This is a genomic window from Megalodesulfovibrio paquesii, from assembly GCF_054653055.1.
In genome coordinates this window covers 491,801-504,693 of the sequence record NZ_BAAIGQ010000004.1, presented here as the reverse complement: position 1 = coordinate 504,693, position 12,893 = coordinate 491,801, and the positions used below count along the sequence as shown (strand labels likewise).

Here is a 12,893-nt window from a genome sequence, read left to right as displayed (position 1 = left end):
CTCCGGTTGCCCCGGAGAGTGTGCCTCCCTTCCCGCCTGCTCCTGACGAGGCGCGGTGTCTGGCGCTCTGGGACTCCTACGCCATGCCCGCGCACATCCGCGAGCATTCCCGGCTGGTGGCCCGCATCGCCACGGCCCTGGCCGAGGCCGCCCTGGCCGTGCCGGATCTGGGCTTTACCGAGGTGGAGGTCCAGGAAGTCCGGGCCAGTGCGCTGTTGCATGACCTGGCCAAGTTCTACACCATTCTGCACACCGGCTCGCACGCCCAGCTGGGCGCGGCCTGGGTGCTGCTGGAAACAGGCAATCCGCGCATCGCCCAGGGCGTGGCCCACCACGTCTGGTGGCCCTGGCCCGTGGACGTGCGCCGCCATTTTCTGCCCATGGCCGTGATCTACGCCGACAAGCGCGTGGCCCACGACCGCATCGTGACCCTGGACGAGCGCGGCCATGATCTGATGGCCCGCTACGGCAAGACCGAAAAGGCCATTGCCGGCATTGAACGAACCCAGGCCCAGGCCCTGGAAATTTCCAGAGCTTTCACCGAATTGCTAGGATGCGATCCCGATGCGTGTGATTTTGATAGCCGGCGGCTGGTCCAGCGAGCGTGAGGTCTCCCTTTCCGGGGGGCGGATCATCCATGCGGCCCTGGAACGCCTGGGCCACGAGGTGCTCGCCTATGATCCGGTCCACGACCTGAGCGGCCTCGTTGCCCTGGCCCGACAGGCCGACTTTGCCTTTTTGAACCTGCACGGCTCCCCCGGCGAGGACGGGCTCATCCAGGCCCTGCTGGACCGCGTGGGCTGTCCGTATCAGGGCTCTGGCCCGGCGGCGTCCTTTCTGGCCCTGAACAAGGCCGCGGCCAAGGAACTCCTGGCCGATGCCGGCCTGCCCACGCCGCGCTGGGCCTTCCTGCCGCAGGATCCGGGGGCAGACTGGACCTGGCCGTATGCCTTCCCGGTATTCGTCAAGCCGAATACCGGAGGCTCCTCCCTGGGCATGGGCCGCGCCGCGGACGCCGTGACCCTGCGCACCGTGCTGGAAGGCCAGTGGGCCCAGGGGGTGGAAGCACTGGTGGAGGAAGCCTTTCCCGGCATTGAACTGACCTGCGGTGTGCTGGGCAATGCTGGCGAGGAACAGGCCCTGCCGGTGATCCTCATCAAGCCCAACCGCGGGGAATTCTTTGACTACGCCAGCAAATACGAGCAGGGCGGGGCCGATGAGCTGTGCCCCGCGCCCATCCCGGACGCCGTGCGCGACCATGTGCAGGATCTGGCCCTGACCGCCCATCGTCTCCTGGGCTGCGAGGGCTACAGCCGGGCGGACTTCATCTGGGACGGGCAGGATTCCATTGCCGGCGTGACCCTCCTGGAAGTGAACACCCTGCCGGGCATGACTGCCACCAGCCTGGTGCCCCGCGCCGCCAGGGTGGCTGGCCTGGAATTCGAGGCCCTCATAGCCAGGCTCCTGGAACTCGGCCTGGCCAGAAGCCGGACAAACAGACGCCAAGGAGTATGATTCGTTGGTGAATTCCTTTTGCTTGACCGCGCAAGCCACCGTGCCGTACTGGGAACTGTTCATCCCCCCTCAAGGAGTCTGATCCATGCGTGCCATTCTGGCCTTGGAAGACGGCCTCGTCTTTCACGGCACCTCCTTCACCGGCGACGGCGAAACCAGCGGCGAAGTGATCTTCAACACCGGCATGACCGGCTATCAGGAAGTGCTCACCGATCCTTCCTATGCCGGCCAGATGGTGTGCATGACCTATCCCCTGATCGGCAACTACGGCATCAATCCCGAAGACATGGAGTCCGACCGCGTCTACGTGGAGGCCTTCATCGTCAAGGAATGCTGCAAGGTGCCCTCCAACTGGCGCGCCAAGGAGTCCCTGCCGGACTACCTCAAGCGCCATAACATCCTGGGTATCGAAGGCATAGACACCCGCCAGCTCACCCGCCATCTGCGCATGCATGGCGCCAAGCGCGGCATCATTTCCACCCGTGAGGCCGATCCGGCCAGACTGGTGGAGCGGGCCAAGGCCATCCCGGTCATGGAAGGCCAGAACCTGGCCGCCGCCGTGTCCGCCTCGTCCACATACCGCTGGGATGGCGCCGCCCCCCGGGCCGTCTCCCTGAACAAGGACGGCTCCTACGACTGGCCCGGCGTGGCCACGCCGGAAGGCGGGCGCAGCCGCGGCGTGCGCGTGGTGGTGTATGATTTCGGCATCAAATGGAACATCCTGCGCCTCCTGGAAGAGCAGGGCATGGATCTGCTGGTGGTGCCGGCCTCCTTTACCGCGGCCCAGGTGCAGCAGACCGGCGCGGAAGCCGTGTTCCTCTCCAACGGCCCTGGCGACCCCGCGGCCCTGGGACCGGTGATCGCGGAGCTGGCCACCCTGTGCGAAACCTATCCCGTGGCCGGTATCTGCCTGGGACACCAGCTCCTGGGCCACGCCCTGGGCGGCACGACCTTCAAGCTCAAGTTCGGCCACCACGGCTGCAACCATCCGGTCAAGGACCTCCTTTCCGGACACATAGAGATCTCCTCCCAGAACCACGGCTTCTGCGTGGATGTGGATAGCCTCAAGGATGTGGAGATCACCCACATCAACCTGAATGACAATACCTTGGAGGGCTTCCGTCATACCAGGAAGCCTATCATCGCCATCCAGTACCACCCGGAAGCCAGCCCCGGCCCGCATGACAGCCGGAGTTTCTTCCACCGCTTCCGGAGCATGGTGCGTCAGGAGCTTGGCCGGTAACAGCCCCGCCGCAGAACCCGTCGTTTCCTAACGGAGCCGCCCATGTCCAATGAGCTGACCAAAGCCCGTGCGCAATTGTCCCAGGTGAGCACCTATCTCAAGCAGGAAAAATACCTGCCGGCTGTGCAAGCCATCCGGGATGCGCTGGCCACGATGATGGGGACTCCCCTGATGCGCCAGGAACGCGAGGAATTCGCAGCCCTGCTCACGGAAGCGGTGTACAAGGTAGACGTGCACCGGGGCTTTCGCGCCCTGATTCCTCTGAAGCTTGAATACAAGACCGGCGAAGAGAAAGCCCTGCTGGAAACGCTGGGCGAATGTCTGGGCGAATTGCGCAAAAGCCAGATCAACGACGCCCAGGCCATCCTGACCGCCCTGGAGAAAAAGAAGCAGGAAGGGGTCGAGTCCGGGCAAAAGCTGCTGGATGCCCAGCAATTCGTCCAAGCCAAATCGCACTTCGATGGCCTGGTGGCCGAGTTCCACGATGACGCGGCCCTGAAGTCAGACGTTGGCGAGCGCTTCCTCAAGGCCAATCGGTACGAGGAAGCCTACGACTTCCTCTCCCAGGCCCTGGCGGACTCCCCGGAGTCCATCCACCTGTACAACCGCATCGCCATGGCCCTGCGCAAACTCTCCAAGTTTGACGTGGCCGAAAAGTACTACGCCAAGGCCCTGGATTTCTGTAAGGATGATCCGAACCTGTACTTCAATATCGGCCGGCTCTATCTGGACTGGGGCAAATGGGACAAGGTGGCCTACATGGCCAACAAAGCCCTGGAATGCGACGCGGAATTCAAGGAAGCCAAAAAGATGCTCACCTACGCCCTCAAGCAGATGGGCTAGGCCGCAGCAAAACAGAAGACATAGCGCGGGGGAACTGAGTTCCCCCGGCCCCCCTCCAGCTGGCGGGCGCTGCGGCGCACACCGTGAGGGGAGCCAAGGAGGAGTATCCTTCCTGGCGCATTGCGTATCTCTTCCTATTCATACGCCTCCAACAACATCCCCACAATGCGCTCCGGGCTCCAGTGGGCCTCCATGAACTGACGGGAACGGCTCGCGCTCCCGGCCAGGAAGGCGAGGGTGTCTGGATCCTGGAGCAGGCTGCGCAGCAGGGCTTCCAGCTCGGCACCGGTGCAGGCCTGGAGCCAGGGCAGGGTCTCGCAGCCGAGGGTTTCGCAGATGGTGCGCCGTGTATGCCCGGACAACCCGGCGATGACCGGCCGGCCCATGGCCAGACTCTCCAGAGAACTCATGCCATAGTATCCCTGCATGTGATCAAAGGTCAGGTGGCTGTGGGCCTTGCGGGCCAGACAGTCCACATGGGGGACGTTGTCGATGAGATCCAGGGCCAGCTGCGGGAACGCCGGTTGCAGACGGGCGACGATGCGCAGGAGTTCGTCGGTATTTTTGAGATCCTTGCGCGTGGGCGCGTGGCTGATGATCAGGGGCGGGCAGGGCGGCAGGGGGGGGATTGCCTCGGGCAGGGGGACGAGATTGGGCTGCCAGCGCGCCTCGGGCAGCAGGCAGCGCAGGTCCGGGGTGGAAACGAGCAGACGGCGGCGGCCGAGTTGCTGGTACTTGTGCCGGAATTTTTCAGGATTGCTTCGAAAATCATGATGCCCGTGGTGATGATGCACAATGCGCTTGCCCCGCAGGTAGTCCCTTGGGGTGAAGGGGCCGAAGGCGTAGTGTTCGTCAATCACCATATGGAAATGAAAGACGTCGGCGCGGCGCAGCAGGCCTTCCAGCTCGTCCAGGCCGGCGGGGTCAAGATCCGGCACATGCAGGTCCGGCTCCCAGGCGTGGGCATAGCGAGTCTGGGCGGTCACCACGCGGCAGTGGTGATCGGTGCAGGCGTTCACGGCCTTGGCAAAGCGAATGGCCGTGCCTGCGGGGTCGTTCTCGGCAAGCATCAGAATCAGCATGGGGCTCCCTCGTTGACAGACTGGACGATCCATGAAAATAGAACGAGGTTTCCCCGACCGCAACCAGAAACCAAGGACCCAGCATGCCCAAGGAAGATGCCATTGAAGTTGACGGCGTGGTGCAGGAAGCCCTGCCCAACGCCATGTTTCGTGTGGAGCTGGAAAACGGCCACGAGGTGTTGGCCCACATTTCCGGTAAGATGCGCAAATATTACATCCGCATTCTGCCTGGCGACCGGGTCAAGGTGGAGCTTTCCCCGTATGACCTGACCCGCGGCCGCATTACCTACCGCATGAAATAACCCCTGCCGCCAGCGCGGCGTCCGGCGCCTTGCCGGGCATCTCTGCAGCTGCACAGCTGGATGGCTGGATGACTGGACCTTCCGCTGCAGCGATGGTAGGCTCCCCTATGCGCGCCATTCCGGCCGTACCAGTCGCAACGGGAGTCTCATGCTCGCGCACGTCCATGCCCTTGTTGATCAAATAGGGAATGTGATTTTTGGCAAGGACCGCCAGATCCGGCTGGCCCTCGCCTGTCTGCTGGCCCAGGGGCATCTGCTCATCGAGGACATCCCCGGCATCGGCAAGACCACGCTGGCCCAATGCCTGGCACGGTCCCTGGGAATGGACTTTCAGCGGGTCCAGTTCACCTCGGATCTCCTGCCAGGAGACGTCATCGGCGCCTCGGTCTATGACCAGCGCGACGGCAGCTTTCACTTTCACCAGGGGCCGCTGTTCACGCAGGTGTTGCTGGCGGACGAGATCAACCGCGCCACGCCCAAAACCCAATCCGCCCTGCTGGAGGCCATGGAAGAACGCCAGGCCAGTGTGGAAGGTGTCTCGCACCTGCTGCCGGAGCCGTTTTTCGTCGTGGCCACACAAAATCCCGTGGAGCAGGCAGGGGTGTATCCTTTGCCGGACTCCCAGCTGGACCGCTTCCTCATGCGCATCCACCTTGGCTACCCCGAGCGGCAGTTCGAAAAAATGCTGCTGTTGCTGGGCGGAACGCGCGCGCGGATTCAGACCCTGCCCCCGGTGCTCGAGCCGCAGGCCATCCCAGGCCTGCAGCGCGAGGTGGCTGCGGTGCATGTTTCTGAGATTCTGGTGGAATACGTGCTTGATCTGCTGGAGCTGACCCGCCGGCATCCCGAGGTGGCCGTGGGCCTTTCGCCCCGCGCCGGGCAGGCCCTGGTGCGCGCGGCCCAGGCCTGGGCCTGGCTGGACGGACGAGGGCACGTGCTGCCTGAGGATGTCCAGGCCGTGCTGCCCTGGGTGGTTGGGCACCGGCTGAAATCCCGCGCCACCCAGCGCGAGTTCGCCCCCGAAACACTGGACGCGCTGCTGGCGCAGGTGGCCGTGGCCTGAGCATGCCTGCCCACCCGTTGCGCGCCTTTCGTCTGTTCCCGCACGCACCGCCCACCCACGGCCGCGTGGCCCTGGGGTTGACCCGCTATGGCTGGTGGTTTCTTGCTGCCATGGCGGTCATGCTTGTGGCCAGTATGAACTACAATCTGAACCTGGGCTTTGGCCTGACGTTTCTGCTGGTTGGGGCCTCCCTGGCCGCCTGCCTGCAGACCCGCCGCGCCCTGCTGGACATTCGGCTGACTCCGGGATCAGGCGTGGGGCCGGGAGTGTTTGCCGGCGGTTTGGCGGAGTGGCACATCCAGGCCCTGGCGCCGACGGACCGTCTGGCCATCGCCGTGCATTTTCTTTTGGATGATGATGCGCCGGGCGTGGATTTGCCAGCCGGCATGCCTGTGCATTACACCCTGCGCATGCCGGCCCCGCGCCGCGGCCGGCTGCTGCCAGGGCCGGTGACCCTGCAGACTGTCTGGCCCCTGGGGCTCTTTCGGGCCTGGACGGTGGTGGAGCTGGAGCTGGAGTGTCTGGTCTGGCCCGCACCGGCGGCCCAGGTGCCGGATTTTGTCTTTGGCGGCGGTGGAGAAGGCGAGGGCCAAAGCGGCGGACCCGGGGTGGATGATTTCCGGGAACTGCGCGCCTACGTGCCGGGCGATCCGCCCCGCCGTGTGTCCTGGAAGGCCTCCACCCGTGGCCGGGGGCTGCTGGTCAAAGCCTTCGAAGGCACCCAGGGGCGCACGGCAGAGCTCGACCTGGCCACCACGCCGGGATCTGATCCGGAAGCGAAGCTGGCGGTGCTCAGCGGACAGATCCTCAGGGCGCATGGCCTCGGCTTGGAATATGTCCTGCGGCTTCCCGGGCGGCGCGTCGGCGAGGGGCTTGATCCGCAGGCACGCAAACGGCGTTGTCTGGATGCACTGGCCTTGTACCGCCCTGCGGTGTACGGCCCCGGCGCGGAGGATGACCCGGCATGACGCCAACATCTCCACGCATGCTGCCTGTTCCTCCAGACAGCGCGTTCCTGGGCAGCGTTTCCCCCGCGCCACGGCTTGAGGCGGTGGTGGCCTTTCTGGCCCTGGCCCTGGCGCCGCACGCCCTGCGCCTGCCGCCCTGGATCACCGGGCTGTGCCTGGCTGCCTGGGGCTACGCGTTGGCGACCCCGCGGCGCGGCTGGCGCCTGCCCGGCCGCAGGCTGCTGCAGGTGCTGACCCTGGCCGCCGTGACCCTGGCCGTGGTGGAGGCGGTTATCTCGACGGGCAGCAGCAAGAGCCTGGCCGGCGGCGTTGCCGTGCTGGCCACGGTCATGGGGCTCAAGCCGTTGGAAAGCGTTGCCCGGCGGGACCATATGGCCGCCATCCTGCTCGGAATGTTTCTGGTGCTGAGCAATCTCTTTTATTCCGAATCCATGGCCATGGCCGGCTATCTCCTGGCTGCTGCGCTGGGTGCGTGCATGGTCTTCATGCATCTGGTCCGGCCACAGGAAGGGTTCCGGCCATTATTGAATCAGGCCAGCCGGTTGCTGCTGCAGGGCGCGCCGGTCATGCTGGTGCTGTTCTTTTTGTTTCCCCGCCTGCCCGGCGGGTTGTTCGGCCTGCCGCCCAATGCCGCACCCATCGGCTTTGATGACAACATGACTCTGGGCGCGGTGGGGCGGCTGGTCAGGGATGAAACACTGGTCTTCCGCGCAGAGTTCGAGAACGCAACCCCGCCGGCGGTGAATCAACTCTATTGGCGCGGGCTGACCCTCTGGGAGTTTGATGGCCGGGGATGGCTCAAGGGGCAAGAGCCGGAACAGGAGCGCACGGTGTTGCGGGGGACGCTGCCCATCTCCTACACCATCATTCTGGAGCCCATGAACACGCGCTGGCTCTTTGCCCTGGACAAGCCCGTGCAGGCCGCGGGGGCGTTCCCGTATTGGGCCATGCTGCACAATGACAGGACGTTGCGGGCCTTCCGGCCTGTGAGCCAGCGGCGGCGGTATTCGGTGGTCTCTTTCCTCAACTCGTATGATCCGGCCTCCGAAGACGCCGTTCGCGCCGGCCTGCTGCTGCCGGCCCGGGGCAACCCCAGAGCCCGGGCGCTGGGGGAGCAGCTGGCCAGGGACATTGCCGCCCCGGAGGCTCGCGTCCAGGCCATGTTGCAACGCTTTCGCGAGGAACCCTTCGTCTACACCCTGGCCCCGCAAGCCTTGGGGGCCGACCCCATTGATGGCTTTTTGTTCGGGACACGGCAGGGCTTTTGCGAGCATTTTGCCGCGGCCTTTGCGTATGTGATGCGTGCGGCCGGGGTGCCGGCGCGGGTGACCCTGGGATACCTGGGCGGGCTGGTCAATCCATTGGGCGGGCACGTGGAGGTGCGTCAGGCCGAGGCGCACGCCTGGGCGGAGGTTGTGCTGCCCGGCCGGGGCTGGGTGCGGGTGGATCCCACGGGAGCCGTGGCTCCGGAGCGGGTCATGATAGGCCTGGAAGCCGCCCTCAGCGCCGAGGATCTGGCCCGGCATTTCCACCGGGACACCTCACCCCTGGTGCACTGGCCCTGGCTCCGCAATGCCCTGGAAACACTCTCGTATCAATGGTATGACATGGTCCTCAGCTATGGTTCCCTGCGCCAGTTCCAGATGCTGCGCGATCTGGGGCTGGACCTGCGGACCCTGCGCGGCCGGCTCGGTCTGGCGGTGGCGCTTGCGGTGCTGCTGGCCGGCGCGACGGCCATGGTGCTCTGGTGGCAACGCCGGCGGCGGCCCGGCATCACCCGTCGGGAAGACCCCGTGGCGGCCTTGTACCGGACTTTTTGCTCCCGCCTGGCCACCGCGGGCCTGCCGCGCGAGCCGGCGCTCGGGCCCGTCGAATACGGTCGCCGCATCGAGGCCTTCCGGCCAGATCTGGCTCCGGAGGCCCTGGAAATCCTGCGGCGGTACATCGCCCTGGCCTACATGCCCCCCGACGCTTCCGGCGTCCCCCTGCCGGACGGGGTGAAGGACCGCGCCGGGCAGCTGCGCGTACTGGCCCAGCTGGTGCGGGACTTCAGGCCCCGTCCGGCACAGCCCCGGCACGCTGCCGCAATCGTTCCAGAAAACCGGTCGGATCCTGCGGGCTAAGCAGCAGCGTGTGCCCATTTCGGGTGGGGATGACCACCGCCTCCTCCCCGCGGGTCAAGTAAAGCAACGCCTTGTCCCCGTTTCGGAGGCGATACCAGCCGCCTTTGATCGTGCCCAGGGCTGTCCCTGCCTTGCGCGAGGTGGGCTTGAACTCCGGATGGGTCTGGGTGTCCGTGACGAGGGCCGCCTGCAGATCCAACGCGGTGTACGGGTAGGTTCGGCTGAAGGGGAAGCAACGCACCTGCAGCTCGTGGTCTGCCAGCTGGAATTCGGCGTGCCGCAGACTGCGCACTGTGGTCCAGGCAAATCCCATGGCCCCGATAAAAAAGAGGGTCATGACGATGCAAAAGATTTCAAAGCCGAACGCCGCCCACCCGGTCTTGTCCAGTACCGGCGCAATGGGAAAAATATCGGCTGACATTGTCGCTCCTTGGTAAAACCCTGGGGAGGCCAGGCCTGCTTCAGTAGCAGGATTTCCACGAGTCGTGTATGCTCAGGGCTCCTGTACCAAAATCAGCCTTGATTGCAAGGAAGGGCGCATGTCGGGTTCCGTAATGAGCATGAGTCGGCGAATCATTGCCAGACGTTTGGCCTGGGCGCTTGCCGGGGCCGTGGCGGCGGTCGGGGGGCTGTGTGGCATTGCCGGGACGTCGTTTGCAGCCTCTTGCGCAGAGTTGTTTCCCCAGGGGGCCACATTGCGCTGGATTCGGACTTCGGAATCCGGTCAGGTGACCCGTGGTGGTTTGACGGTCACCGAACAGCGTGCCGACGGGATGGTGATTGTGCAGCGCGTCACCGAAGGCGGCAGCGTGCCGGGCTCCATGCGGGGCCAGCTCCAGGGTGAACAGCTGACGCTGGTGGATGACAGTACCGGCGAACAGTGGACCGGCCAATGCACCGAAGGCGGCCTGGACGGCCGGGCAGGGCTGGATGCCATCAGCCTGCAGTTGCTGGGCTCCAGATCCTCGTTGGCGGCGCCCCTGGCGCTGCAGTCCATGACCACGCCGCAGGTTCCGATTCAAGGAGCATCGCAACAAGGATCGCAACCAATATCGCAATCGGCATCGCACCCCATATCGCAGCCTGCACACCCCGGCGGCGCGCAGGGCGGGGTGTTTTCAGACCCGGCCACCGGGCTGCAGGTGACCGTGCCCCAGGAGGTTGCCCTGGTCCCCATGGCACAGCTGGGGTCGCTCCCGGGCGTGAGTCTGGGCGTGGAAATCCTGCCCGTGGACGCTGCCACGCAGAGTTGGAGCGGCCTGCCGGCCGCCCAGGCCCGGGCGGAGATGCAGGCGCTGGAGCGCAAGGAGTTTGGCGCGCAGCCGCAGGATGCTGTCCCTGGTTCCGAAGAACTGCTCATCCTCCAGGACGGGCGGTATGCCAAGGCCTATGCCGTGCTTTCCCGCGCCAATGATTGCGATGTGCGCTTTGAGCGGGTGGTGCGCTTTTATGTGCAGGACCGGCAGGTCACCATGGTCATGGCCGCCAATGCCCAGGAGATGACTGCCGCAGCACCGCAGTACTTTGCGGTCCGCCCGCAATGCGGCCAGGGCCTGACCTGGATGCGGCCCAATGACCAGCAGGGCTGGCGGGAGTTTTTCACCCAGGCCCGCAACGGCGCCATCCCCGGGCTGGCCAAACGCTGGGTGGATGCCTTTGAGGCCATGCTGCCCTCCATTGCCGTGGGTACCGGAGCTTCCGCAGCCTCCACAGGCACGGGTGCGCCCGCCCAGCCCGCCCCATCTCCGCAATCGCAACCTTCTCCACAGCCACAATCGCAATATCAGCCCCAGCCGCAAGCACAGCAGCCGCCATTTTCGCCAGGGCAACCGCAATCACAATCGCAAGCTCCGATGACCCTGCCGCAAGCAGTGCCCCTGCCGCAGTCCCAGCCGTCCCTGCCGCAAGGGCCAGGCTCCGGAATGGGCCGTCCGCCCGGGCAGCCGCTTGGCCAACAGCCGGGCGGCCCGCCAACGACGCCACTGCCGCCGGGCGTGTTCCTGAGCCGGGATCAAAACCGGTGCCGGATGATTCCTCCAGAGCCTCTGGCCCGAGGCTTCATGGGCAAGATCATGGTGCCGGAACAGACCTTCAGCCTGGAACTGCCCTGGTACGGTCCGGTCTGTTTCATCACCCTGGCAGACCCCGCTGCCGTGGCCTCGGGGCCACACCTCTTTGCCATGCTGTACAATGGCCAAACCCTGGCCCGGCTGCAGCCTGGTCCGGGAACCCCCGTGGCGCGGGCCCTGGCCTTTGAGGATTTGAATGGTGATAATTATCCGGAAATCATAGCCATCATGGACAATATCTCCAGCACTGGCGGCTGGCGCCGGGCCAATACGGTCTATTGGAGCGTGCCCCTTGCCACGGGCGGGGTGCGCTGGGTAGAGCGGCCGGATGTGACCGCCCGCATTGCCGCGCTGCCGGATGTGCAGGCCGTGCGGCAGCGGGTCCGGCACGGGCAATAGCCGGTCAGGGCGGACGGCTGCATATTTCTTAAGCCTGACGGCGCAAGGAATGCATGGACAGAGGCTGCTGTCTGCCGATAAAGACAGCCCATGTCCGTGCGTACGCCTCCTCCCTCCAGCGCCTCCATGCTGCCGTCATCGTCAGAGGATGGACCGCGCGCGCCGTCTGTGGAGATCCGCCGGGAGGGTGGCGGGGTGCGTCTGGTGTTTGCTGGCGCCTGGCTGGTAACCAGCCGGCTTCCCAAGGAAGTTTCGGGCATTCATTGGGACAGGACGCTGCAGGGAGTGTCCGCGGGAGTGACGTTCGATACCGCGGCGCTGACTGCGTGGGACAGCCGGTTTCTGGTGCTCTGCCGGAACATCATGGACGCCGCGGCACGGCAGCGCCTGCAGGTGGATACCGCCGGCCTGCCGGCAGGGGTGATCCGGCTGCTGGAACTGGCGGCCTCGGTCCCGGTACGGGAAGGATCTGCGCGGGGAAAGGTCTCGGAAGGTCCATTGGCCCAACTGGGCGGCGTGGCCCTGGCCTTGTGGGACACATTTCTGGATTATTTGAATTTTGTTGGTGAAACCGCCGTGGCTGTCTGGCGGCTTGTGACCGGCCGGGCCGTGTTGCGGCGTGTGGATGTCTGGGAGCAGATCCGCATGAGTGGGGCTGAAGCCCTGCCCATCGTGTCCCTCATCAGCGTGCTCGTGGGACTTATTCTGGCTTATGTGGGCGCGGTGCAGCTGCGCATGTTTGGGGCGCAGGTGTATGTGGCCAGCCTGGTGGGCATTGCCATGGCACGGGTCATGGGCGCGGTGATGACCGGCGTGATCATGGCCGGCCGCACCGGCGCCAGTTTTGCCGCAGAGCTGGGCTCCATGCAGGTGAACGAGGAGATCGACGCCCTGACCACGCTGGGGGTCTCGCCCATGGAGTTTCTGGTGCTGCCCCGGCTGGTGGCCCTCACGGTGATGATGCCCCTGTTGTGTCTGTATGCCGATTTCATGGGCATGCTCGGCGGGTTCATCGTGGGGGTGTTCATGTTGAACATCGCCCCGGGGGAATACATCACCTTCACCCGCAGCGCCGTGGATTTGCCGACCATCTGGATTGGCGTGTTCCACAGTGTGGTTTTTGGTGTCCTGGTGTCCATGGCCGGCTGTTTTCAGGGCATGCGATGCGGCCGCAGCGCCTCGGCCGTGGGCAAGGCGACCACTTCCGCGGTGGTCACCAGCATTGTGGCCATTGTGGTGGCCACAGCCATCATCACTGTGTCCTGCGATATTTTGGGAATCTGATC

12 protein-coding genes are annotated in these 12,893 nt (G+C 65.2%); 10 read left to right on the top strand and 2 right to left on the bottom strand.

Features of this window, described 5'->3' with window-relative positions:
- Positions 1 to 20 precede the first annotated feature (20 nt).
- The 4 genes from ACYQ00_RS04930 (at position 21) to ACYQ00_RS04915 (ending at position 3,601) form a co-directional block, all read left to right on the top strand.
- Complete coding sequence (locus tag ACYQ00_RS04930) at positions 21 to 608, top strand: HD domain-containing protein (protein ID WP_460031052.1); 588 nt, start codon at positions 21 to 23, stop codon at positions 606 to 608.
- A complete protein-coding gene (locus ACYQ00_RS04925) occupies positions 565 to 1,515 on the top strand; it encodes a D-alanine--D-alanine ligase family protein (RefSeq protein WP_460031051.1) in 951 nt (316 codons plus the stop codon). Before ACYQ00_RS04930 ends, ACYQ00_RS04925 begins: the two co-directional genes overlap by 44 nt.
- Positions 1,516 to 1,600: 85 nt before the next feature.
- Positions 1,601 to 2,758 (top strand): glutamine-hydrolyzing carbamoyl-phosphate synthase small subunit, encoded by a 1,158-nt coding sequence (carA, locus tag ACYQ00_RS04920; RefSeq protein ID WP_460031050.1) that lies wholly within the window; start codon positions 1,601 to 1,603, stop codon positions 2,756 to 2,758.
- Positions 2,759 to 2,800: 42 nt separating this feature from the next.
- A complete protein-coding gene (locus ACYQ00_RS04915) occupies positions 2,801 to 3,601 on the top strand; it encodes a tetratricopeptide repeat protein (RefSeq protein WP_460031049.1) in 801 nt (266 codons plus the stop codon).
- Between the two features lie 134 nt (positions 3,602 to 3,735).
- Here ACYQ00_RS04915 and ACYQ00_RS04910 read toward each other — a convergent pair whose 3' ends face one another.
- Positions 3,736 to 4,683: a glycosyltransferase gene (locus ACYQ00_RS04910; RefSeq protein ID WP_460031048.1), complete on the bottom strand. Its 948-nt coding sequence runs from the start codon at positions 4,681 to 4,683 to the stop codon at positions 3,736 to 3,738.
- 83 nt (positions 4,684 to 4,766) lie between these two features.
- On the opposite strand from ACYQ00_RS04910, the gene infA reads away from it, so the two are divergent.
- From infA to ACYQ00_RS04890, 4 genes are all read left to right on the top strand, one after another.
- Positions 4,767 to 4,985: a translation initiation factor IF-1 gene (gene infA / locus ACYQ00_RS04905; RefSeq protein WP_460031047.1), complete on the top strand. Its 219-nt coding sequence runs from the start codon at positions 4,767 to 4,769 to the stop codon at positions 4,983 to 4,985.
- A 148-nt stretch (positions 4,986 to 5,133) separates the two neighbouring features.
- Positions 5,134 to 6,048, top strand: coding sequence for an AAA family ATPase (locus tag ACYQ00_RS04900; protein ID WP_460031046.1), 915 nt, complete (start codon positions 5,134 to 5,136; stop codon positions 6,046 to 6,048).
- 2 nt (positions 6,049 to 6,050) lie between these two features.
- A complete protein-coding gene (locus ACYQ00_RS04895) occupies positions 6,051 to 7,016 on the top strand; it encodes a DUF58 domain-containing protein (protein WP_460031045.1) in 966 nt (321 codons plus the stop codon).
- On the top strand, positions 7,013 to 9,139 hold the full coding sequence (locus tag ACYQ00_RS04890) for a transglutaminase TgpA family protein (protein WP_460031044.1): 2,127 nt from the start codon (positions 7,013 to 7,015) through the stop codon (positions 9,137 to 9,139). The genes ACYQ00_RS04895 and ACYQ00_RS04890 overlap by 4 nt, the downstream gene beginning before the upstream one ends.
- Here the strand turns inward: ACYQ00_RS04890 and ACYQ00_RS04885 are convergent.
- Positions 9,066 to 9,560, bottom strand: coding sequence for a PH domain-containing protein (locus tag ACYQ00_RS04885; protein WP_460031043.1), 495 nt, complete (start codon positions 9,558 to 9,560; stop codon positions 9,066 to 9,068). The genes ACYQ00_RS04890 and ACYQ00_RS04885 overlap by 74 nt on opposite strands.
- 118 nt (positions 9,561 to 9,678) lie before the next feature.
- Between ACYQ00_RS04885 and ACYQ00_RS04880 the strand changes: the two genes are divergently transcribed.
- Both ACYQ00_RS04880 and ACYQ00_RS04875 read left to right on the top strand, forming a co-directional pair.
- Entirely contained in the window at positions 9,679 to 11,607 is a 1,929-nt protein-coding gene (locus ACYQ00_RS04880) for a hypothetical protein (protein WP_460031042.1), read from the top strand.
- Between the two features lie 90 nt (positions 11,608 to 11,697).
- The gene (locus tag ACYQ00_RS04875; protein WP_460031041.1) at positions 11,698 to 12,891 is read left to right on the top strand and encodes an MlaE family ABC transporter permease; all 1,194 of its coding nucleotides are present in this window, start codon (positions 11,698 to 11,700) and stop codon (positions 12,889 to 12,891) included.
- Positions 12,892 to 12,893 lie beyond the last annotated feature (2 nt).